This window comes from Salmonella sp. A7, from assembly GCF_020181675.1.
GTDB classification, from domain to species: domain Bacteria; phylum Pseudomonadota; class Gammaproteobacteria; order Enterobacterales; family Enterobacteriaceae; genus Salmonella; species Salmonella enterica.
Genome location: NZ_CP084001.1, coordinates 276425 through 297867, shown reverse-complemented (window position 1 = coordinate 297867; position 21443 = coordinate 276425). Strand labels below are relative to the sequence as shown.

Below are 21443 nucleotides of genomic sequence, written 5' to 3'. Positions count from 1 at the left end.
GATAATCCCCATTATTCTGGTTGTTACGTGTGTTGTGGTGTTATTGTTCAGCACTTTATTTCGATTATTGGCTAGCTAACCGTGCTTTAGCAGCATACTCTGCTAAAACATACCCGATTTTTATTACTTTGGAATAGCTAAATTTACATTCAGATAACAGATTTGTGTCGGTGGGGGAGAGGAAGGGCCCGTAGGCCCGATAAGCGAAGCGCCATCGGGCAAACGTGTTGCCGGATGGCAGCGTAAACGCCTTATCCGGCCTACAAAAAACAAAACCCCCGAATTCACATTCGAGGGTTCATTGGCAATTCGCGAAGATTACGCTTCGATCGCAGCGCGAAGCTTTTTCATGGCGTTCTTTTCAAGCTGGCGCACACGCTCAGCGGAGACGCCGTAACGATCGGCCAGCTCCTGCAACGTAGACTTATTGTCTTCGTCCAGCCAGCGAGCGCGGATAATATCCTGGCTACGCTCGTCGAGCCCCTGCATCGCATCGGTCAGTCGGTTGGCGGCCTGCTCTTCCCAGTTATCGTCTTCAATGCCGTCGGCAAAGTTAGACGATTTATCCTGCAGATACAGCACCGGCGCCATTGGCTGGCTGTCGGACTCATCGTCCGAAGACATGTCAAACGTCATGTCCTGCGCCGCCATACGCGACTCCATCTCACGCACGTCTTTACTGGAAACACCCAGTTCGCGCGCCACCATTTCAACCTCATCCTGATTAAACCAGCCCAGACGCTGCTTGGTTTTACGCAGATTAAAGAACAGCTTACGCTGCGCTTTCGTGGTTGCGACTTTAACGATACGCCAGTTACGCAGCACGTATTCGTGAATTTCTGCTTTAATCCAGTGTACGGCGAAGGAAACCAGGCGCACGCCTACTTCCGGGTTAAAACGACGTACGGCTTTCATCAGGCCGATGTTGCCTTCCTGGATCAAATCCGCCTGCGGCAGACCATAGCCCGCATAGTTACGAGCAATATGAACAACAAAGCGCAGGTGAGACAGGATCAGCGTTTTAGCTGCTTCCAGATCGCCCTGGTAATGCAGCCTTTCAGCCAATGCCCGCTCCTCGTCAGCCGATAACATCGGCCACGCGTTCGCCGCCCGGATATAAGATTCCAGGTTGCCAACAGGGGCTAAAGCTAAATTTTGCATTTCTTTGGTCATTCAAATCCTCTCAATCAGTATTGCCTGGCACCGTCAGCGAGCAACAACCGTGCCAAAGCCGATGAGCAACGAGAATATCACCCACTCTTTTATCAGACAGTGATTTTATCCACAAGTTCAATGTAACACTGTGCATAATTTGCACAAATCTTGTGACATAAAGATGACGCGCGGGGAAGAGACAACAGGGACTCTTTCCCTGCGAACGGAAGCCCATTGCAGGGAAAGATTATACCACGATTTTATCAATCGGGAGTAAAGTGACGTAAATGTTGCACCGTGGCCAGCCAGGCGGCGATCCAGCCAATCATGGAACAGACCAGCAGCAGCAACAGGCACTCATCGAACGATAAGCCATTGAGATCAAACTTCGTGCCGAAGACCTGCGCCACTTCAGTCACCGCCGATGATAAACGCATCACCAAAATTTCAGACAATATCAGTGAAAGAAACGCGCCGGAAAAACCGAGCAACGCGCCGCCATAGAGGAACGGACGCAGGATAAAGCCATCGGTCGCGCCAATCAGCTTTTGCACGTTAATGGTATCGCGACGGGCAAAAATGCTCAGGCGCACGCTGTTGCCGATAACGAGGAAGACCGCCGCGACCATCAGCACGCCAATCATCGCCGACACGCGGCCCACCAGCCCGGTGAGCGCCGCCAGGCGCGCAAACCAGCTATCATCCATGCGGACTTCGTCAATGCCGTTAATCTGCGAGATACGGTCGCGCAGCGTATTAAGCGAGGCGGTACTCTGGAAGTCCAGCTTGGGGATCACCACCGCCACCGCCGGCAGCGGGTTCTCTTCCAGCATATCCAGCGCGCCGCCAAAACCCGACCAGTTGCGGAATTCTCCCAGCGCGTCCTCACGGGACAGGTAGTTGACCTTCTCAACGCCCTGCTCGGCCTGAAGCTGCCCAACAACCCGCGCCGCCGCGTCATCATCCAGCGTTTTTTGCAGATAAACGGTGATCTGCGGCGACGGATAGTACTGAGTCGCCGCCTGGTTGACGTTCTTATAGACCATGTAACAGACGCTGGGCAGCGTCAGGGAGATGGCGATCACCATCACCGTCAGAAACGTCGCCAGCGGTTTGCTTTTCAGATCTTGCAGCGCGCCGTGCCAGGCATAGCGCACCTGTTCATTAAAGACATTTGTTTTACGTGAGTTCGGTTTCGGCGTCGGCTTCTGGCGTCCTGGCGCGTTGCGCCCGCCGCCTGTTCCGCCGCGAGACTTACGCAGTCGATCCAACCGTCCGCCGAACTGCCTGATTTGGTTAATCGCGTCGCGCCTATTCATTGGCCAGGCCTCCATGCAGATGTCCATCGCTCAGGACGAGCTGCCTATAGGAACGACGGGAGATAAGTCCAATATCGTGCGTCGCCATCAGTACCGTCACCCCTACGCGGTTAAACTCTTCAAACAGACGTAAAATCCCTTCCGACAATGCGTCGTCCAGGTTCCCGGTCGGTTCATCCGCCAGCAATACCGCTGGCTTATTGACCACCGCGCGGGCGATGCCCACGCGCTGTTGTTCGCCTCCGGAGAGTTGAATCGGGAAGTTTCTCGCTTTGTCCAGTAGTCCAACCTTATCCAGCGCCGCCGACACACGACGACGGATATCATCGCCGCTGGCACCGGCAATGATTAACGGTATCGCCACATTGTCATAGACCGTGCGATCCATCAGCAGATGGTGATCCTGGAAAATCATCCCAATCTGGCGGCGCAAAAACGGCACTTCGCGGTTTTTCAGGCGCGTAATATCATGCCCGCTGAAGAAGATTTTGCCGGCGCTGGGCCGCTCAATCCCACAGATTAGCTTCAGCAGGGTACTTTTCCCCGCGCCGGAGTGGCCGGTCAGAAACGCCATCTCGCCTGGCCGCATATGGAATGTCACTCCCTGCAGCGCTTGTCTCCCGCCGAGATAGGCCTTGCTGACATGTTCAAAGCGAATCATTGTTAATCCTCTCGGGCAAAAAGTGCCTCAATAAAATCGTCCGCCTTAAACGGACGCAAATCCTCGATACGTTCGCCCACGCCAATGTAACGAATAGGAATGCCAAACTGGTCAGCTACCGAGAAAATCACCCCGCCTTTCGCCGTACCGTCCAGCTTGGTCAGGGTAATACCGGTTAAGCCTACCGCTTCATGGAACAGTTTGGCCTGGCTTACCGCGTTCTGTCCGGTGCTGGCGTCAATGGTCAGCATAACTTCATGTGGCGCTTCTTCGTCCAGCTTTTTCATGACGCGAACGATTTTTTTCAGCTCTTCCATCAGGTGCGACTTGTTCTGCAAACGCCCTGCCGTATCGGCAATTAATACATCCACATTACGCGCCTTCGCGGCCTGGATAGCGTCAAAAATCACCGAGGCGGAGTCCGCGCCGGTATGCTGGGCGATAACCGGAATGTTGTTACGCTGTCCCCAGACCTGTAGCTGTTCGACCGCCGCCGCGCGGAAAGTATCCCCCGCCGCCAGCATCACTGATTTACCCTGCTGCTCAAACTGGCGCGCCAGTTTACCGATAGTAGTGGTTTTACCCACGCCGTTCACGCCAACCATCAGAATAACAAAAGGCGTTTTACCTTCAATATTAAGCGGTTCGTCTACCTTCGCCAGAATCTCGCCCATCTCGTCTTTCAACAGACCATACAGCGCCTCGGCATCTTTAAGCTGTTTGCGGCTGGCGCCTTCCGTCAGATTAGCGATAATCTTACGCGTGGTTTCTACCCCGACATCAGCGATGAGCAACTGCTCTTCCAGCTCCTCGAACAAATCATCGTCGATTTTCTTGCCGCGGAACAGACTGATAAATCCGGAACCGAGATTTTCTTTGGTTTTCAGCAGGCTGCGTTTCAGGCGGGCAAAGAAACCTTCTTTAGTCGGTTTTTCCTGCTCCTGAACGATCGCTTCCACCGGCGCGTCTTCTTCCGCTGGCGGAACAACCATCACCGCCTCTTCCGCCGCCTGAGCGGCCAGCGCCTGCGCTTCCAGCTCTTCGTCGGTGAATTTCGCCGCGTTTTCGCCCTCTTCTTCTACCGCGGCAATGACCTCTACGGTTTCCGCTTCGGCCTGCCACTCTTCCGGCGAGATAGCCTCGTCTTTGACCTCTTCCGGCAGCGGCAATTCTTCGCGTTCCACCGCGATCTGCGGCGCTGCCGTCTCAACAGCCGTCGCGGGCTCCGGCTCTACCGGCTGCGGTTTTTCGCTCTCCTGAACTTTCTCAGTAACGTCCACCACCTCTTCCGCAAAGGCTTCGGTTTCTGCTTTGCTGTGCGCGGGCGTTTGCGCATCTACGTCTGCCGCCGTTTCAACAGGGGGCTCAACCGGTCGTTGTTCCTCAACAATCTGTTGTTCTTCGGTCTGTTCCTGCTTCTGCTCTTTATCACCGAAGCCCAACCAGGAAAAGAAGCCACGTTTTTTCTGTTTTGCCATCTGCGACTACACCCCTCGCGGCGCTATATACATGGAAGCTAAAAAAATGATGAAATAGTCTATCACTTAACTTAATTCACATCACCGCCTGGAATAACTTGCAACAGGCGGTTCGAGCAAGAGAAATGAAAAAAACGACTCACTCTGGCAGCGGCCAAATCCGCATTATTGGCGGGCAATGGCGTGGCCGTAAATTACCGGTTCCGGACAGCCCGGGTCTGCGTCCCACCACCGATCGCGTGCGCGAAACGTTATTTAACTGGCTGGCTCCGGTAATGGTAGACGCCCATTGTCTGGATTGCTTTGCCGGCAGCGGCGCTCTGGGCCTGGAGGCGCTATCGCGTTATGCGGCCCAGGCAACGTTACTGGAAATGGATCGCGCCGTATCGCAGCAGTTGCAAAAAAATCTGGCGACGCTGAAAGCCAACAATGCTCGCGTCGTCAATACCAATACTCTGGCCTTCCTCAGCCAGCCGGGAACGCCGCATCACGTCGTCTTTGTCGACCCGCCGTTTCGTAAAGGGCTGCTGGAAGAGACGTTACAATTGCTGGAAACCCAGGGATGGCTGGCCGACGACGCGCTAATCTACGTAGAAAGCGAGGTGGAAAACGGTCTGCCGCCCGTTCCGGCGAACTGGGCATTGTATCGAGAAAAGGTGGCCGGACAGGTCGCTTATCGTCTGTATCAGCGCGACGCGCAAGGAGAAAATGATGTTGATTAATCTGGGCCGCTTATTAATGCTCTTCGTGTGGGCATTTTTGATTCTTAATCTGGTGCAACCCTTCCCGCGCCCGCTCAATATCTTCGTCAACGTGGCGTTGGTGTTCATGGCGCTGATGCACGGTATGCAGTTGGCGTTGCTGAAATCAACGATACCGAAAGAGGGTCCGCAGATGACGACGGGAGAGAAAATCCGCATTTTCCTGTTCGGCGTGTTTGAGCTGCTGGTCTGGCAGAAGAAGTTTAAGAACAAAAAATAACGTTTGCTGCCGGATGACGGTTTATTCGTTATCCGGGGTACGGCTAACAAACCCGACGAACCGCGTTCCCTTATAGCTCAGCGTACCTTGATCGCCCACCGTCAAAGCGTGGTACTGCTGCGCTTGTAAACGGAACGTTTTTTCCAGACCGCCATTGAGCGGCTTAAAACTTGCCTCATAGCGCATACTGGTTCCCGCCGGGCTCACTTCCTGCTGGCGAGAGCGTCGGTCATTAACCGGCTTCTCCCGTTTATTGCTGACCACGACCAGCTTTTGCTGTAACGGCGCCGCCTCATTAGCGGCTTTTTCCCGCCGTTGCTGAACGAAGCGGAACGACGCGGCAACTACGATTAATGCAATGATTATAATGAAGAAAAGCGGTGGCTTACTCATACTGTTAACCTGTCAGAAAATGCGGAAATAAGCATACCCTGCCCGTTATAGTGTTGTCATCTGACCGTCACGGCCTCTACACTGAATAATAGAGCCGCAAGCATACCGTTTGCGAAAAAATAACGAATTCAAGGAATTAAGATGCTTTGGTCGTTTATCGCTGTCTGCCTGTCCGCATGGCTGTATGTGGACGCCTCCTATCGCGGGCCAGCCTGGCAACGCTGGGTTTTTAAGCCCGTCACGTTATTACTGTTGCTGTTACTGGCCTGGCAAGCGCCGATGTTTGACGCCATCAGTTATCTTGTGTTGGCCGGGCTGTGCGCCTCGCTGGTCGGCGATGCGTTAACGCTCTTACCGCGTCAACGCCTGCTGTACGCCGTCGGGGCATTTTTCTTATCGCATCTGCTCTACACCATTTACTTTGCCAGCCAAATGACGTTGTCGTTCTTCTGGCCGCTGCCGCTGGCGTTACTGATAGTCGGCGCGTTGCTTATCGCCGTTATCTGGACGCGACTGGAGGAGCTACGCTGGCCGGTATGTACTTTTATCGCCATGACGCTGGTCATGGTCTGGCTGGCGGGCGAACTGTGGTTCTTCCGCCCAACGGCGCCAGCCCTTTCGGCCTTTACCGGCGCGACGCTGCTGTTTATCGGCAATATCGTCTGGCTGGGTAGCCATTACCGCCGCCGTTTCCGGGCGGATAACGCGATTGCCGCCGCCTGCTACTTTGCCGGACACTTCCTGATTGTTCGCTCGCTGTACCTGTAAATAATAGCGCTTGACTCTGGAGTCGACTCCAGAGTGTATCCTCCGGTTAATGAGAAAATTATCATCAACCGGAGGACGTTATGTCGACCCCTGATACCGATGGCAAAAAAGTCCCGCCCTTTACCTCCTTCAGATTAGCCCCGGCAATACAGAAGGCCGATAGCTGCTGCTGCGAAGAACATTGCGCGTCCAGCGCGCCTGTTTCTACTGCCGTGGCAGGCACGCGCTATACCTGGAAAATCTCCGGCATGGACTGCGCCGCCTGCGCTCGAAAAGTGGAGAATGCGGTACGCCAAATTCGCGGCGTCAACCAGGCGCAAGTGCTGTTCGCCACCGAAAAGTTAGTGGTCGATGCCGACACCGACCTCCGCGCGCAAATTGAACGCGCCGTACAGAAGGCGGGTTATACCTTGCGTAGCGAAGATTCGCGCGACGCCGCGCCTGAATCTCGTCTTAAAGAGAACCTGCCGCTTATTACGCTGATCATTATGATGGCGATAAGCTGGGGGCTGGAGCAATTTAACCACCCGTTCGGCCAACTGGCCTTTATCGTCACCACTCTGGTCGGTCTGTATCCTATTGCCCGCCAGGCGCTGCGGCTGATGAAAAGCGGCAGTTGGTTCGCTATTGAAACGCTGATGAGCGTCGCCGCCATTGGCGCGCTGTTTATTGGCGCGACGGCGGAGGCGGCAATGGTATTGCTGCTGTTCCTCATCGGCGAGCGCCTGGAAGGATGGGCCGCCAGCCGCGCCCGTAAAGGCGTCAGCGCGTTAATGGCGCTTAAACCGGAAACGGCGACCCGTCTGCGCGACGGCGTACGGGAAGAGGTCGCTATTAATACCCTGCGACCGGGCGATATTATCGAAGTCGCCGCCGGGGGGCGTTTACCCGCCGACGGTAAACTGGTTTCCGGTTTCGCCAGCTTTGATGAAAGCGCGCTCACCGGCGAGTCTATCCCAGTGGAGCGCGCAACGGGCGACAAAGTCCCGGCAGGCGCGACCAGCGTTGACCGTCTCGTCACCCTGGAGGTGCTATCTGAACCTGGCGCCAGCGCGATTGACCGTATCCTGACGCTGATTGAAGAGGCGGAAGAGCGCCGTGCGCCCATTGAGCGGTTTATTGACCGTTTCAGCCGCATCTACACGCCAGTCATTATGGTCATCGCGCTGCTGGTGACGCTTATTCCGCCGCTGATGTTCGATGGCGGCTGGCAGGAGTGGATTTATAAAGGGCTGACGCTGCTGCTCATCGGCTGCCCGTGCGCGCTGGTGATCTCCACGCCCGCGGCCATTACCTCCGGGCTGGCGGCGGCGGCACGGCGCGGCGCATTGATTAAAGGCGGCGCAGCGCTGGAGCAACTGGGCCGTATCACGCAGGTTGCCTTTGATAAAACCGGTACGTTGACCATCGGTAAACCACGGGTGACGGCGATTCATCCGGCAAGCGGTATCAGCGAGGCTGAACTGTTGGCGCTGGCGGCAGCCGTAGAACAAGGCGCTACGCACCCGCTGGCGCAGGCTATTGTCCGCGAAGCGCAGACACGCGATCTGGCGATCCCGACGGCGGAATCGCAGCGAACGCTGGCCGGCACCGGAATTGAAGCGCAGGTTAACGGCGAACGTATTCTGATTTGCGCGGCGGGAAAACAGCCTGCGGCAGCGTTTGCCGGGCAAATTAGCGAACTGGAAAACGCCGGGCAGACGGTGGTTCTGGTGCTACGTAACGAGACCGTTGTTGGCGTCCTCGCCCTCCAGGATACGTTGCGTGACGATGCGCGCGACGCCATCCGCGAACTGCATCAGTTAGGCGTTAACGGCGTGATTCTGACCGGCGATAACCCACGGGCGGCGGCAGCGATTGCCGGCGAGCTGGATCTGGCGTTTAAAGCCGGACTACTGCCGGAAGACAAGGTGCGGGCAGTCACCGCCCTTAACCAACAAGCGCCGCTGGCGATGGTGGGCGACGGCATTAATGATGCGCCCGCGATGAAAGCCGCCAGTATCGGAATTGCGATGGGCAGCGGTACTGACGTCGCGCTGGAAACGGCTGACGCCGCCCTTACTCATAACCGTCTGCGCGGGTTAGCGCAGATGATTACGCTGGCGCGCGCTACCCACGCGAATATCCGGCAGAACATCACCATTGCGCTGGGGCTGAAAGCTATTTTCCTGGTGACGACGCTACTGGGTTTTACCGGGCTATGGCTGGCAATCCTGGCGGATACGGGAGCCACGGTATTGGTGACCGCCAATGCGCTACGTTTGCTGCGTAAAAACTAATCTTCTCCCACCCGGCGGCGTCGTGTCGCCGGGTTATCCCGCGATATTCCTTTCTTTGTACATATTATTCACGCGAAAATTATTTATTTTCTATTACTTATCAAACCATTAATCAGAAATAGCGTGATTTGATGTAAGGTTAATTTTTATCCAACCGATATTGATCATACCGTCTACAAAATAAGGAATGTTAGGCACTATGAAAAATATCAAAGTCATCACCGGCGTTATCGCGACGCTGGGCATATTTAGCGCCTTATTGCTGGTGACAGGAATACTGTTTTATTCCGCCGTCAGCAGCGATCGGCTGAATTTCCAGAATGCGAGCGCGCTGAGTTACCAACAACAGGAACTGGGCGGCAGTTTTCAGACATTGATCGAAACCCGCGTTACCATTAACCGCGTGGCGATACGCATGTTAAAAAATCAGCGCGATCCCGCCTCGCTGGACGCCATGAACACGCTGTTAACCAACGCTGGCGCGTCGCTCAACGAAGCGGAAAAACATTTCAACAACTACGTGAACTCCGAAGCGATCGCGGGAAAAGATCCGGCGTTGGATGCCCAGGCCGAAGCCAGCTTTAAGCAGATGTATGACGTTTTGCAGCAGTCTATCCACTATCTTAAAGCCGATAATTACGCCGCCTATGGCAACCTTGACGCGCAAAAAGCGCAGGATGACATGGAGCAGATATATGACCAGTGGCTCTCTCAAAATGCGCAATTAATAAAATTAGCCAGCGATCAGAATCAGAGCAGTTTTACCCAGATGCAATGGACGCTGGGGATAATTCTACTTATCGTGCTCATCGTACTGGCGTTTATCTGGCTGGGGCTGCAACGCGTTCTACTCCGCCCGCTGCAACGGATTATGGCGCACATTCAAACTATTGCTGACGGCGATCTTACCCATGAGATAGAGGCTGAAGGACGCAGTGAAATGGGTCAACTGGCCGCCGGTCTCAAAACGATGCAGCAGTCGTTAATCCGTACCGTCAGCGCGGTGCGCGATAACGCAGACTCTATCTATACTGGCGCAGGCGAAATTTCCGCTGGCAGCAGCGACCTCTCTTCCCGTACCGAACAGCAGGCCTCGGCGCTGGAGGAGACCGCCGCCAGCATGGAACAGTTAACCGCCACGGTACGGCAAAACACCGATAACGCACGACAGGCGACGGGTCTGGCGAAAACCGCATCAGAAACCGCGCGTAAAGGAGGACGCGTGGTGGATAACGTAGTGAATACCATGAACGATATCGCCGAAAGCTCGGAAAAAATCGTGGACATCACCAGCGTGATTGACGGTATCGCCTTCCAGACTAATATCCTGGCGCTGAACGCCGCGGTAGAAGCCGCCCGCGCCGGCGAACAGGGGCGAGGATTCGCGGTCGTGGCCGGAGAGGTACGTACGTTGGCCAGCCGTAGCGCGCAGGCCGCCAAAGAGATCAAAGTGCTGATTGAAAACTCCGTGTCGCGCATTGATACCGGCTCTACGCAGGTACGCGAAGCGGGAGAAACCATGAAAGAGATCGTCAACGCCGTGACTCGCGTGACCGATATTATGGGCGAAATCGCCTCTGCCTCCGATGAGCAAAGCAAAGGCATTGAGCAGGTGGCGCAGGCGGTATCGGAAATGGACAGCGTGACGCAGCAAAACGCCTCGCTGGTAGAGGAATCCGCAGCAGCGGCAGCGGCGCTGGAAGATCAGGCTAACGAACTTCGTCAGGCGGTCGCCGCGTTCCGCATCCAGAAACAGCCTCGTCGGGAGGCGTCGCCAACGCCGTTAAGCAAAGGTTTAACGCCACAGCCCGCCGCAGAACAGGCGAACTGGGAAAGCTTCTAATCAGAATGTTATCTGCCGTGCGGTTAATGCGCTTTACGCAATAAATAGCGGTACGGCAGACCCTCCGTCTCTTGCGCCAGCAAATCGTGTTCCATAAAGGTACAGAACCCCGGAATATCACGCGTTGTCGCCGGATCGTCGGCGATAATCAGCAATGTTTCGCCAGTTTGCATGTTGCGCACCGTTTTGCGCACCATCATTACCGGTTCAGGGCAACGCAGCCCCAGGGCGTCAAGCGTATGGTCAGGGGAGGAAAACAGATCGCTCATCTTCGTCTCAATGGTAGAAAAACGGCGATATTTTACGCCCATCTTCGTCAGTAAGCCAGGCAGGTTAACGATTGCGTGAAAATTAGCCATTGCAATGCCAGCGCAAAACAGTATTATGCGGCGGTTCTTTATTGGGTTCCCTCACCCCATCCAACAAAAAGGTCACAATATGACTCCGTTTACACAATCACAGCGCATAAAAGCGTTGTTCTGGCTATCGCTATTCCATTTACTGGTGATCATTTCCAGTAACTATCTGGTGCAGCTCCCCATCACTATTTTTGGTTTCCACACGACCTGGGGCGCGTTTAGTTTTCCTTTTATTTTTCTCGCCACCGATCTTACCGTGCGTATTTTTGGCGCACCGCTGGCGCGCCGCATTATCTTCGCCGTCATGATCCCCGCGCTGCTGGTGTCGTATGTGGTGTCATCGCTGTTCTATATGGGCGCCTGGCAAGGTTTCGCCGCGCTGGCGAACTTTAATCTGTTTGTCGCCCGTATCGCCGCCGCCAGCTTTATGGCCTACGCGCTGGGACAGATCCTTGATGTCCATGTGTTTAACCGCCTGCGCCAAAATCGTCGCTGGTGGCTGGCGCCGACCGCTTCAACGCTGTTTGGCAATATCAGCGATACCCTTGCCTTTTTCTTCATTGCGTTCTGGCGAAGCCCCGATGCCTTTATGGCCGAGCACTGGATGGAAATTGCGCTGGTGGATTATTGCTTTAAGGTGCTCATCAGCATTATTTTCTTCCTGCCGATGTACGGCGTTCTACTGAATATGTTGCTGAAAAAGCTGGCAGATAAATCTGAAATTTCCCCATTACCGGCAAGTTAAAGGTTCGTTTTCCGAGTTGTGATAAGATGAGCGAATGAGCCGTTATGGCCGTTTATCGAAAGGAAGAAGTCAATGCGCAATTTGGTTAAATATGCCGGTATTGGCCTGCTGGTTATGGGGCTTGCGGCCTGTGATAACAACGATACAAAAGCGTCGGCAGAAAGCGCCGCCGCAGAAAGCCAGGCCTCCGGTCAGCCCATCAGCCTGATGGATGGCAAACTCAGTTTCTCACTGCCGGCGGATATGACCGATCAAAGCGGTAAGCTGGGCACCCAGGCGAATAATATGCACGTTTATTCTGACCCGACGGGCCAGAAAGCGGTGATTGTTATCGTCGGCGATAATACCGATGAAGCGTTGCCAGTGCTGGCGAACCGCCTGCTTGAGCAACAGCGTAGCCGCGACCCGCAGCTTCAGGTCGTCACCAATAAGTCTATTGAGCTCAAAGGCCATACGTTGCAACAACTGGACAGCATTATCTCCGCGAAGGGCCAGACAGCGTACTCTTCCATCGTGCTGGGCAAAGTGGATAACCAATTGCTGACGATTCAGGTCACGCTGCCTGCGGACAATCAGCAAAAAGCGCAAACCACGGCTGAAAACATCATCAATACGTTAGTTATTAAGTAACCTTTACGATGATGATGCGGCCTCCGGCAGTGCAGACGGAGGCCGTTTTTTTAAGCGCCAGGTCAGCAATAGCGCCATCGCTACCAGCCCGGCTGCCGCCAGATAAATCACCGGCACGCCCGCCCAGGTCATCACCAGCCCCGCCAGCGGCCCGGTAACCCCCAAAGACATATCCATAAAGACGGTATAGGTCGCCAGCGCCGCGCCCTGGTTCTGCGGCGGCACGGCTTTGACGGCCACCACGCCCAGCGCCGGAAAGACCAGCGAAAACCCCATCCCCGTGAGTAAAACGCCGATTTTTGCCATCCACGGCATGGCTGCCGTTCCCACCAGTAACAGACCAATAATCTCCACGCCAAAGCAGATCATGGCGACATTCAACCCGCCTAAACGATTGATGCCGTTAGGGAACAGCAAACGCGTGCCGACAAACGCGACGCTAAATAACGTGAGCGCAAAGGCGGCGCCATCCCAGCCTTTAGCATCATAAAATAAGGTAATAAACGTCGCGATGACGCCAAACCCTGCCGAGGCCAGCGCCAACGCCATACCATACAGCCAGACACGCCCCAGCACCGCGCGAAACGGCAGCGGCTTGCCTTTGTTCGCCTTCACCGACGGACGTGGAAGCGCTAACAGTATCGCCAACAGCGCCACGCCCATCACCGTTAGCGCCAGCCCCTGTAACCCGCCCCAGGCATAACACAGCACGCCCAGCGGCGCGCCCATCGCCATTGCGCCGTAGGTGACGATACCGTTCCAGGAGATAACCCGACCAATATGCAACGACCCAACGACGCCGACGCCCCACAGTGTCGAACCGGTGCCGGCAAAACTTTGCCCAATCCCCAAAATCACGCGACCCAGCCCCAGTAGCAACAAACTGATCATCGGCCAGGCGCTGGCGATATCCGCCAGCTGGTAGCCGAGTCCGCTTAAAAAACAGCCGCATAAGCCAAAGACAACGATTTTTTTCGGCCCTAATACATCCGCATACCGCCCGGCATGGGGACGGCTTAACAGAGTGGCGAAGTATTGCAGGCTGATAATAAGCCCCGCCCAGAACGCGCTGAATCCCATCGCATCATGCACATAGCCGGGCAAGACGGCGAGCGGCAGGCCGATGGTCAGGTAGCTGGCAAAGTTAAACATCACAATGGAGACAATACGCAGATTGAGGCGCAATCCGTTTAGCGCCGGTTCAGCGACGGGTTCGGGCATGAGTATCACCGCATTTTTACAACATGTTTTCTTTTCTATCATGGCGCGCGGTGAAAATCAGTAGTGAGATTCAGATTATCGGTATCAGGGCAGCCGCTACACTTAGAAAAAAACACAACAAGGAAAACTTCATGGCAACCGCTCAACCCGACAAAACGGGTATGCATATTCTGCTGAAACTGGCCTCCCTGGTTATTATTCTCGCCGGGATTCATGCCGCGGCGGATATTATTGTACAACTCTTGCTGGCGCTCTTTTTTGCCATTGTTCTTAATCCATTAGTGACCTGGTTTATTCGTCGGGGCGTGAAGCGACCGCTGGCGATTACTATCGTGGTGGTCGTCATGCTGATCGTGCTTACCGCGCTGGTGGGTGTGCTTGCCGCATCGCTTAATGAATTTATCGCTATGCTGCCTAAATACAGCAAGGAGCTGACGCGTAAAGTCTTACACCTTCAGGAGTTAATGCCCTTCCTGAATTTACATATGTCGCCGGAACGTATGCTCCGCGGGATGGATTCCGATAAAATCATGCTCTTCACCACAACATTAATGACCGGCGTATCGGGCGCGATGGCAAGCATTGTGCTGCTGGTGATGACCGTGGTTTTTATGTTGTTTGAGGTGCGTCACGTGCCTTATAAATTACGTTTCGCGCTAAACAATCCACAAATCCATATTGCCGGCCTGCACCGCGCCCTGAAAGGTGTCTCGCATTATCTGGCGCTGAAAACGCTGCTCAGTCTATGGACGGGCGCGATTATCTGGCTGGGGCTGGCGTTAATGGATATTCAGTTTGCGCTAATGTGGGGCGTACTGGCCTTTTTGCTCAATTACGTTCCTAATATCGGCTCGGTGATTTCCGCCGTTCCCCCCATGATTCAGGCGCTGTTATTTAACGGCTTTTACGAGTGCGTACTGGTCGGCGCGCTCTTTTTGGTGGTCCATATGGTGATTGGCAACATTATGGAGCCACGCATGATGGGCCATCGTCTGGGAATGTCCACGCTGGTGGTATTTCTTTCGTTATTGGTCTGGGGATGGCTATTAGGCCCGGTCGGGATGCTCTTGTCCGTTCCTTTGACCAGCGTCTGCAAAATCTGGATGGAAACTACTAAAGGCGGCAGCAAACTGGCGATCTTGCTGGGGCCAGGCCGACCGAAAAGCCGTTTACCGGGATGAGGCGACAGATGCTACAATCTCCTCTTCTTCATAGGCAACGTTGGTCCTGATATGTACCAGATCGTTCTGGGAAAAGTGTCAACATTAAGCGCAGGTCAATTGCCCGACGCGTTAATCGCTCAGGCACCGCAGGGCGTTCGCCGGGCAAGCTGGCTGGCCGGGCGCGTGCTGCTTTCCCGTGCGCTCTCGCCGCTACCGGAGATGGTGTATGGCGAACAGGGTAAACCGGCTTTTTCCGCCGGAACGCCGCTGTGGTTTAACCTCAGCCATAGCGGCGACACTATTGCTCTGTTGCTTAGCGACGAAGGTGAAGTCGGCTGCGATATTGAAGTGATCCGCCCGCGCGATAACTGGCGTTCGCTGGCAAATGCGGTATTCAGCCTCGGCGAACATGCTGAAATGGAAGCGGAACGTCCGGAGCGACAACTGGCGGCCTTCTGGCGTATCTGGACGCGTAAAGAAGCCATCGTAAAACAACGCGGCGGCAGCGCCTGGCAAATCGTCAGCGTGGACAGCACGTTGCCCTCTGCCTTGTCGGTCAGCCAGTGTCAGCTCGATACGCTCAGTCTGGCAGTCTGTACCCCCACACCGTTTACGCTGACGCCACAGACGATAACAAAAGCGTTATGACACATTAATTTTTCCCTCTGGCGGCGGACGTGTGTTACAAAATGCGGAGCTTCCCATGCGCCGACGCGCCATACCAAAAGGTTTAATTCAGATGCAACGTGTCACCATCACCCTTGATGACGATTTACTGGAAACGCTGGACAGCCTGAGCCAGCGACGCGGCTATAACAATCGCTCCGAAGCGATCCGTGATATTTTGCGCGGCGCTCTGGCGCAGGAGGCCACCCAGGAACACGGTACACAAGGTTTCGCGGTACTTTCATATGTTTATGAACATGAGAAACGGGATTTAGCCAGCCGCATCGTCTCCACCCAGCATCATCATCATGATTTATCCGTCGCCACGCTGCACGTCCATATCAACCACGATGACTGTCTGGAGATCGCCGTTCTGAAGGGCGATATGGGCGACGTACAGCATTTTGCCGATGATGTTATCGCCCAGCGCGGCGTGCGCCACGGCCACTTGCAGTGTTTGCCGAAAGAAGACTAACGCCCCAGCGCCTTACCGGGGGCGCTTCGCTTGCCCGGCCTACGCTCGCACGTCTGTCGTTTGTAGGCCGGATGAGGCGCAGCCGCCATCCGGCAATAATGTTTACGCCATCGTGCCAATCGTTTTTCTGAAGCGTAACAGCGCTATCAGGAAGAACACGCCGCCTATCGCCAGCAGGGTCAGGAACTGCGGCCAGACGATGCTCAAACCTGCGCCGCGATAAAGAATAGCCTGGGCAAGGCTGACAAAATGCGTCGTCGGCATGGTCAGCATAATATCCTGCACCGCCTGCGGCATACTTTCGCGCGGCGTGGAACCGCCGGAAAGCATTTGTAGCGGCAACAGTACCAGAATCATTAATAACCCCAGCTGCGGCATCGAACGGGCGATGGTGCCCATAAAAATCCCAATTGAAGTGGTGGCGAAAAGGCTCAGCGCCACGCCCAACATAAACAATGGGATCGATCCTTCAATCGGTACGCCAAGTACGCCTTTCACCATCAACATCAAAGACAAACCGGAAACCACCAGCACGACCAGCCCCATCGACCACACTTTCGCCATCATGATCTCAAAGGGCGTGACCGGCATCACCAACAGATGCTCTACCGTGCCGTGTTCTCGCTCGCGGATCAGCGCCGATCCGGTCAGCACTATCGCCAGCATGGTAATGTTGTTGATAATCGCCATCACGCCGCCAAACCACGCCGGGTCCAGATTTGGGTTAAAGCGCATCCGAATCTCCAGCGACACCGGCTGAACGTTATCTCCCCGCGCGCGCGCCACAAAGCTGTTGACCTCGCCGCTAATAATATTCTGGATATAACTGTTGCCGGTAAACGCCTGGCTCATGCGCGTCGCATCGACGTTAACCTGAATATCAGGCTGACGTCCGGCCAGCACATCACGCTGGAAATTCGGCGGAATATTGACCGCAAAGGTATAGCGTCCGGCATCCAGTCCGGCATCCATTTCCGTTGCCGTAATCATCTCCGGCGGCAGAAACCACGGGCGGTAAAAACTATTCACAATACGGTTCGACAACTGTGACTGATCCATATCGGCGATGGCTATAGGGGCAAGATGCAACGAACCGGGCAGGACGGTAGCGGAGGAGTAAACCGAAATCGTAAAGGCGAAGACGATCAGCGACAGCATCGCTTTGTCGCCCAGCAGACTGCGCAGTTCTTTGACGCCGAGGTTATAAATATTACGTAATCCGCGCATTACCCCTCCTGTTTTTTCAGCAGCAGAATGCTCAGACCCATCACCACCGGGACGGCAATCAGTAACGGCATAAATAACGGCCAGAGATCGGACAGATCCAACGCTTTGGAAAACGTCCCGCGCGCGATCGTCAGAAAATGGCTGGTCGGGTAGATCTCGCCGATCCATCTTCCCGGTCCTTCCAGCGAAGCCACCGGATCGATCATGCCGGAAAATTGTGTTGCCGGAATGAGGGTAATAATCGACGTCCCAAAAATAGCGGCGATTTGGCTCTTCATAAACGTAGAGATCAGCAGCCCCAGACCGGTGGCGATGATGACGTAAAGTAGCGCCGCGAGGGTAAGCGTGAGAAAGCTGCCTTTCAGCGGCACGCCGAACACAAAGACCGACAGCGCGCACAGTAGCAAGAAGTTCAGCATACCCAGCGCGATATACGGCAGTTGTTTACCCAGCAAAAATTCGCTGCGCGTCGTCGGCGTTACGTACAGATTAATTATCGACCCCAGCTCTTTCTCCCGCACCACGCTCAGGGCACTAAGCATTGACGGGATCATCATGAGCAGCAGCGGAATGACCGCCGGAACGATAGCGGGCAGACTTTTCACATCCGGGTTATAACGATAGCGCGTTTCAATGTTGAGCAGCCCGGTCTGTTTAACCGGGTTCGGCTGACGACTTGCCGCCTCCTGCAGCCAGCTTTGGTGCATCGCCTGAACGTACCCCTTCACCGTCTCGGCGCGGCTGGGCATGGCGCCATCCACCCAGACGCCAATCTGCGCTGGCGTACCGCGAGCAATATCGCGGCCAAAATTAGGCGGGATCTCAATGGCAACCGCCAACTCTCCCGAACGCATCCGCCGGTCAAGCTCGTCATAGCTGGCGAGCGGCGGCTGTTCGATAAAATAGCGCGATCCCGCCAGATTGAGCGACCATGCCTGGCTGCTGACAGTTTGATCGCGGTCGAGTACGGCAAAACGCAGGTTCTCCACGTCCATACTGATGCCATAGCCCATAATCAGCATCAGAATTACCGTTCCCAGCAGCGCCAGCGTCGAGCGTACCGGATCGCGGCGTAGCTCCAGCGCTTCGCGGCGACTGTAGCTGAACAAACGCCGGAAGCTCAATCCCTGCCACGACGGTTTACCTGACGCGGCGGGCGTCTGGGATGGCGGTATTGGGGTTTCAGGAGCCGCTCCCGCAGCTTCCTGTAGCCAAGAAATAAACGCCGCCTCCAGATTGGCCGCGCCCCGCTGTTGCACCAATTCCTGCGGCGTACCGCTGGCGAGCACTTTACCGGCGTGCATTAATGACATTCGGTCGCAACGTTCCGCTTCGTTCATAAAATGGGTCGAGATAAAAATCGTCACCTTATCCTGACGCGAAAGATCGACCATAAGCTGCCAGAACATATCCCTGGCGACCGGATCAACGCCGGACGTTGGCTCATCAAGAATCAGCATTTCCGGGCGATGGATCACCGCTACCGCCAGCGATAAACGCTGGCGGATACCGAGCGGCAACGAAGCGGGGAGCGTATCTTCCACCTCCGTTAGCATAAAGCGTTCGATCATCTGCGCGACGCGCGCCGGGATCTCCGCTGGCGGAATATGAAACAGGCGGGCATGAAGTTCCAGATTCTGCCGCACGGTGAGTTCGTTATAGAGCGAAAAAGCCTGCGACATATACCCGACCCGGCGACGGGTATCGATGTCGTTCGGGTCTACCGGCTGGCCAAATAGCCAGGCCTGGCCTTCGCTGGCGGGAAGCAGACCGGTCAGCATTTTCATGGTGGTCGATTTGCCGCAACCGTTTGAACCAAGGAAGCCAAAAATCTCGCCGCGCGGAATGCGGAAATTAACATGGTCAACCGCGACGAACTTACCGAAGCGCATGGTCAGATCTTTCGCCTCAATGGCAATCTCTTCCTGCTCAGCGTGATAGGGCGGGATCACCACTGGCTTATGCGCCTGGCGCTGCGCTTCTGGCAACAGGGCGATAAACGCCTGTTCCAGCGTCGCGCTATGGGTTTTTGCCCGCAGTTGCTGCGCGCTGCCGGTTGCCAGTACCTCGCCCGCATTCATCGCCACCAGCCAGTCAAAACGCTCCGCCTCTTCCATATAGGCCGTTGCGACCAACACGCTCATATTGGTCTGCCGTTGGCGGATACTGTCGATTAAGTCCCAGAACTGAGCGCGGGAGAGCGGGTCCACGCCGGTGGTAGGCTCATCAAGAATCAGCAATTCCGGGTCATGAATCAGCGCACAGCACAACCCCAGCTTTTGTTTCATCCCACCGGACAGCTTCCCGGCAGGACGGTCACGAAACGGCGCCAGGCCGGTGCTGTTCAGCAGCTCGGTAATACGCGCTTCGCGTTCAGCTTTGTCATGACCAAAGAGACGAGCGAAAAAATCGACGTTCTCATAAACCGATAACGTGTGATAAAGGTTTTTCCCCAGCCCCTGCGGCATCCAGGCGATGCGCGGACAGACGTCGCGGCGATGTTTCGCATCGCGCATATCGCCGCCCAGGACGATAACGTTCCCTTGCTCAATCACCCGCGCGCCAGAAATCAGCGACAGCAGGCTCGACTTACCCACCCCGTCCGGACCAATCAGCCCGACCATACTACGGGCGGGAATGTCCAGCGTGATATTGTTCAGCGCGACCGTTTTTCCGTAATGCTGGCTCACCCCCTCAAGCTGCGCCACGGGAGGAACAGGCACCAGCGTCAGCGACATCATTGCGACAACCTCACGCTTAGAGCGTCAGGCCAGGGCACGCGCTCATCCAGACGAACCCATGCCATTCCCGGCAAACCGGTTTTGACATATTCCAGATGCTGTCGCAGCAGCTCTGGCGGAATACGCGCTTTGACGCGGAACATCAGCTTTAACCGTTCATCGTGGGTTTCCACGGTTTTGGGTGTGAACTGCGCCACGCTGGCGACAAAACTGATCGTCGCCGGAATACGCAGATCCGGCGCGGCGTCCAGCACCAGTCGCGCTTCGCCGCCGATCTTCAACAACCCCGCCTGTTCGGTCGGCAGGAAAAATGTCATATAAACGTCGCTGAGATCGACCATGTTCAACACCCGGCCGCCAGCCGATAACACTTCGCCCGGCTCCGCAACGCGGTACTGCACGCGTCCATCGCGCGGCGCTTTTAATTCGCTGTCGTCGATGTCGGCGACAATACGCCGCTCGGTCGCCTGCGCCGCTTCCACGCGCGTTTGCGCCTGGATAATACTGGTACGCGCCGCCTCAATCGCCGCTTTTGCCGCAGATACCTGCGCTTTGGCGGTCTCCAGGGCGGCGCGCGCGCTTTCCGCCGCCGCGCGATCGTCATCTAACTGTTGTACAGATACCGCGCCACGCTGCGACAGCGAACGGGAACGCACGTGACGTTTAGAGACGGAGTCCAGCTCAGCTTCCCGCTGTTTGACGACCGACTGCGCGGCGCGCATTTCACTCTGGCGTTGCTCCAGCAAGGCGCGGGCGGCGGCAACTGCGCTCTCGGCCTCTTTAATCTGCGCAATCGCCTCCAGCCGCTGCTCCTGCAGCACGCGGGTATCCATTTTCGCCAGCACCTCGCCCTGACGAACGAACTGCCCTTCCGAAACGAGGATGGTATCAATACGCCCGGCAATCTTAGTGGCAATATCCACTTCGGTGGCTTCAATTCTGCCGTTGCTGGCGGCAAACCCCTCCGGTATTCCCGCAGGGCGCAGCATCCACCAGGCTATCGCGGCCACCGCCACAAGAATCCCCGCTCCCCACCACACCAGATGACGCTTCATTTTGTCCATAATCGACCCGCCGTAATCCCTGTTGTCTAACCATGCGTGTCACAAAGTCCGCCGGGCGTGCGCTCAGCGGGGGTTTCCATTCGGGATAAGAATGAAAAAAGAAAAGGGGCCAGACGACGAACAGACGCCGATGAAGCGCTCGCCGTCAAAGGGAGTGAATGATGTAGGTACCCGGAAAAGAGGGAGTAATGTTGTCATCATCAGCGTTCCTGGCCGTAAATGAAACACGCATACTCATAACTGCTATAAATCGATACTAACACCTCTGTCCGGGA

The 21443-nt window shown here is 55.5% G+C and carries 20 protein-coding genes; 10 read left to right on the top strand and 10 right to left on the bottom strand.

Translation table 11 applies throughout. The features are described from left to right. Positions 1–318: 318 nt before the first annotated feature. The 4 genes from rpoH to ftsY all read right to left on the bottom strand — a co-directional run bounded on the left by rpoH (position 319) and on the right by ftsY (position 4613). Complete coding sequence (gene rpoH, locus LCS67_RS01340; RefSeq protein ID WP_000159621.1) at positions 319–1173, bottom strand: RNA polymerase sigma factor RpoH; 855 nt, start codon at positions 1171–1173, stop codon at positions 319–321. 245 nt (positions 1174–1418) lie between these two features. Further along, positions 1419–2474, bottom strand: a complete 1056-nt coding sequence (ftsX, locus tag LCS67_RS01335) for a permease-like cell division protein FtsX (RefSeq protein ID WP_001081707.1) — start codon at positions 2472–2474, stop codon at positions 1419–1421. Continuing rightward, positions 2467–3135, bottom strand: coding sequence for a cell division ATP-binding protein FtsE (gene ftsE / locus LCS67_RS01330; RefSeq protein WP_000617729.1), 669 nt, complete (start codon positions 3133–3135; stop codon positions 2467–2469). Before ftsE ends, ftsX begins: the two co-directional genes overlap by 8 nt. A gap of 2 nt (positions 3136–3137) precedes the next feature. Then, positions 3138–4613, bottom strand: coding sequence for a signal recognition particle-docking protein FtsY (ftsY, locus tag LCS67_RS01325; RefSeq protein ID WP_023213327.1), 1476 nt, complete (start codon positions 4611–4613; stop codon positions 3138–3140). 125 nt (positions 4614–4738) lie between these two features. Between ftsY and rsmD the strand changes: the two genes are divergently transcribed. Next, positions 4739–5335: a 16S rRNA (guanine(966)-N(2))-methyltransferase gene (gene rsmD, locus LCS67_RS01320; protein WP_000753844.1), complete on the top strand. Its 597-nt coding sequence runs from the start codon at positions 4739–4741 to the stop codon at positions 5333–5335. Then, on the top strand, positions 5325–5594 hold the full coding sequence (locus tag LCS67_RS01315; protein ID WP_000906762.1) for a DUF1145 family protein: 270 nt from the start codon (positions 5325–5327) through the stop codon (positions 5592–5594). The genes rsmD and LCS67_RS01315 overlap by 11 nt, the downstream gene beginning before the upstream one ends. Positions 5595–5615: 21 nt before the next feature. Here LCS67_RS01315 and LCS67_RS01310 read toward each other — a convergent pair whose 3' ends face one another. Then, a complete protein-coding gene (locus LCS67_RS01310) occupies positions 5616–5987 on the bottom strand; it encodes a DUF2500 domain-containing protein (RefSeq protein ID WP_000042850.1) in 372 nt (123 codons plus the stop codon). Between the two features lie 141 nt (positions 5988–6128). On the opposite strand from LCS67_RS01310, the gene LCS67_RS01305 reads away from it, so the two are divergent. From LCS67_RS01305 to tcp, 3 genes are all read left to right on the top strand, one after another. After that, complete coding sequence (locus tag LCS67_RS01305) at positions 6129–6755, top strand: lysoplasmalogenase (protein ID WP_000964735.1); 627 nt, start codon at positions 6129–6131, stop codon at positions 6753–6755. Between the two features lie 80 nt (positions 6756–6835). Continuing rightward, on the top strand, positions 6836–9034 hold the full coding sequence (zntA, locus tag LCS67_RS01300) for a Zn(II)/Cd(II)/Pb(II) translocating P-type ATPase ZntA (protein WP_000106673.1): 2199 nt from the start codon (positions 6836–6838) through the stop codon (positions 9032–9034). A gap of 199 nt (positions 9035–9233) precedes the next feature. After that, positions 9234–10877, top strand: a complete 1644-nt coding sequence (tcp, locus tag LCS67_RS01295; RefSeq protein WP_000789669.1) for a methyl-accepting chemotaxis citrate transducer — start codon at positions 9234–9236, stop codon at positions 10875–10877. Between the two features lie 23 nt (positions 10878–10900). Here the strand turns inward: tcp and tusA are convergent, their stop codons facing one another. After that, the gene (tusA, locus tag LCS67_RS01290) at positions 10901–11146 is read right to left on the bottom strand and encodes a sulfurtransferase TusA (protein WP_001541054.1); all 246 of its coding nucleotides are present in this window, start codon (positions 11144–11146) and stop codon (positions 10901–10903) included. Between the two features lie 169 nt (positions 11147–11315). On the opposite strand from tusA, the gene LCS67_RS01285 reads away from it, so the two are divergent. Beyond that, positions 11316–11981 carry a 7-cyano-7-deazaguanine/7-aminomethyl-7-deazaguanine transporter gene (locus LCS67_RS01285; RefSeq protein ID WP_001531644.1) on the top strand — a complete coding sequence of 222 codons (666 nt, stop codon included), beginning with the start codon at positions 11316–11318 and terminating at the stop codon, positions 11979–11981. 72 nt (positions 11982–12053) lie between these two features. After that, complete coding sequence (locus LCS67_RS01280) at positions 12054–12611, top strand: DcrB family lipoprotein (protein ID WP_001245277.1); 558 nt, start codon at positions 12054–12056, stop codon at positions 12609–12611. 3 nt (positions 12612–12614) lie between these two features. Here the strand turns inward: LCS67_RS01280 and LCS67_RS01275 are convergent, their stop codons facing one another. Beyond that, complete coding sequence (locus tag LCS67_RS01275) at positions 12615–13874, bottom strand: MFS transporter (protein WP_077906276.1); 1260 nt, start codon at positions 13872–13874, stop codon at positions 12615–12617. 89 nt (positions 13875–13963) lie between these two features. On the opposite strand from LCS67_RS01275, the gene LCS67_RS01270 reads away from it, so the two are divergent. From LCS67_RS01270 to nikR, 3 genes are all read left to right on the top strand, one after another. Continuing rightward, positions 13964–15013 carry an AI-2E family transporter gene (locus LCS67_RS01270; protein ID WP_000179588.1) on the top strand — a complete coding sequence of 350 codons (1050 nt, stop codon included), beginning with the start codon at positions 13964–13966 and terminating at the stop codon, positions 15011–15013. 51 nt (positions 15014–15064) lie between these two features. After that, positions 15065–15643 (top strand): 4'-phosphopantetheinyl transferase AcpT, encoded by a 579-nt coding sequence (gene acpT / locus LCS67_RS01265; protein ID WP_000284366.1) that lies wholly within the window; start codon positions 15065–15067, stop codon positions 15641–15643. 91 nt (positions 15644–15734) lie between these two features. After that, on the top strand, positions 15735–16136 hold the full coding sequence (nikR, locus tag LCS67_RS01260) for a nickel-responsive transcriptional regulator NikR (protein WP_001190057.1): 402 nt from the start codon (positions 15735–15737) through the stop codon (positions 16134–16136). A 102-nt stretch (positions 16137–16238) separates the two neighbouring features. On the opposite strand, the gene LCS67_RS01255 is transcribed toward nikR, so the two are convergent. Genes LCS67_RS01255 through LCS67_RS01245 form a run of 3 tightly spaced genes read right to left on the bottom strand, consistent with a single transcriptional unit; the run spans position 16239 to position 21168 of the window. Next, on the bottom strand, positions 16239–17363 hold the full coding sequence (locus tag LCS67_RS01255; protein ID WP_001214764.1) for an ABC transporter permease: 1125 nt from the start codon (positions 17361–17363) through the stop codon (positions 16239–16241). Next, a complete protein-coding gene (gene rbbA / locus LCS67_RS01250; RefSeq protein ID WP_000987350.1) occupies positions 17363–20104 on the bottom strand; it encodes a ribosome-associated ATPase/putative transporter RbbA in 2742 nt (913 codons plus the stop codon). The genes LCS67_RS01255 and rbbA overlap by 1 nt, the downstream gene beginning before the upstream one ends. Further along, on the bottom strand, positions 20101–21168 hold the full coding sequence (locus LCS67_RS01245) for an HlyD family secretion protein (RefSeq protein ID WP_000359836.1): 1068 nt from the start codon (positions 21166–21168) through the stop codon (positions 20101–20103). Before LCS67_RS01245 ends, rbbA begins: the two co-directional genes overlap by 4 nt. Positions 21169–21443 lie beyond the last annotated feature (275 nt).

Excerpts from the sequence above, each read along its gene's own strand:
- rbbA (WP_000987350.1), bottom strand. The coding sequence starts at position 20,104 with ATGATGTCGCTGACGCTGGTGCCTGTTCCTCCCGTGGCGCAGCTTGAG.
- LCS67_RS01270 (WP_000179588.1), top strand. The coding sequence starts at position 13,964 with ATGGCAACCGCTCAACCCGACAAAACGGGTATGCATATTCTGCTGAAA.
- LCS67_RS01280 (WP_001245277.1), top strand. The coding sequence starts at position 12,054 with ATGCGCAATTTGGTTAAATATGCCGGTATTGGCCTGCTGGTTATGGGG.
- LCS67_RS01310 (WP_000042850.1), bottom strand. The coding sequence starts at position 5,987 with ATGAGTAAGCCACCGCTTTTCTTCATTATAATCATTGCATTAATCGTA.
- LCS67_RS01255 (WP_001214764.1), bottom strand. The coding sequence starts at position 17,363 with ATGCGCGGATTACGTAATATTTATAACCTCGGCGTCAAAGAACTGCGC.
- tusA (WP_001541054.1), bottom strand. The coding sequence starts at position 11,146 with ATGAGCGATCTGTTTTCCTCCCCTGACCATACGCTTGACGCCCTGGGG.
- rpoH (WP_000159621.1), bottom strand. The coding sequence starts at position 1,173 with ATGACCAAAGAAATGCAAAATTTAGCTTTAGCCCCTGTTGGCAACCTG.
- rsmD (WP_000753844.1), top strand. The coding sequence starts at position 4,739 with ATGAAAAAAACGACTCACTCTGGCAGCGGCCAAATCCGCATTATTGGC.
- LCS67_RS01315 (WP_000906762.1), top strand. The coding sequence starts at position 5,325 with ATGTTGATTAATCTGGGCCGCTTATTAATGCTCTTCGTGTGGGCATTT.
- ftsX (WP_001081707.1), bottom strand. The coding sequence starts at position 2,474 with ATGAATAGGCGCGACGCGATTAACCAAATCAGGCAGTTCGGCGGACGG.
- acpT (WP_000284366.1), top strand. The coding sequence starts at position 15,065 with ATGTACCAGATCGTTCTGGGAAAAGTGTCAACATTAAGCGCAGGTCAA.
- LCS67_RS01305 (WP_000964735.1), top strand. The coding sequence starts at position 6,129 with ATGCTTTGGTCGTTTATCGCTGTCTGCCTGTCCGCATGGCTGTATGTG.
- LCS67_RS01285 (WP_001531644.1), top strand. The coding sequence starts at position 11,316 with ATGACTCCGTTTACACAATCACAGCGCATAAAAGCGTTGTTCTGGCTA.
- LCS67_RS01245 (WP_000359836.1), bottom strand. The coding sequence starts at position 21,168 with ATGGACAAAATGAAGCGTCATCTGGTGTGGTGGGGAGCGGGGATTCTT.
- ftsY (WP_023213327.1), bottom strand. The coding sequence starts at position 4,613 with ATGGCAAAACAGAAAAAACGTGGCTTCTTTTCCTGGTTGGGCTTCGGT.
- LCS67_RS01275 (WP_077906276.1), bottom strand. The coding sequence starts at position 13,874 with ATGATAGAAAAGAAAACATGTTGTAAAAATGCGGTGATACTCATGCCC.
- ftsE (WP_000617729.1), bottom strand. The coding sequence starts at position 3,135 with ATGATTCGCTTTGAACATGTCAGCAAGGCCTATCTCGGCGGGAGACAA.
- nikR (WP_001190057.1), top strand. The coding sequence starts at position 15,735 with ATGCAACGTGTCACCATCACCCTTGATGACGATTTACTGGAAACGCTG.
- tcp (WP_000789669.1), top strand. The coding sequence starts at position 9,234 with ATGAAAAATATCAAAGTCATCACCGGCGTTATCGCGACGCTGGGCATA.
- zntA (WP_000106673.1), top strand. The coding sequence starts at position 6,836 with ATGTCGACCCCTGATACCGATGGCAAAAAAGTCCCGCCCTTTACCTCC.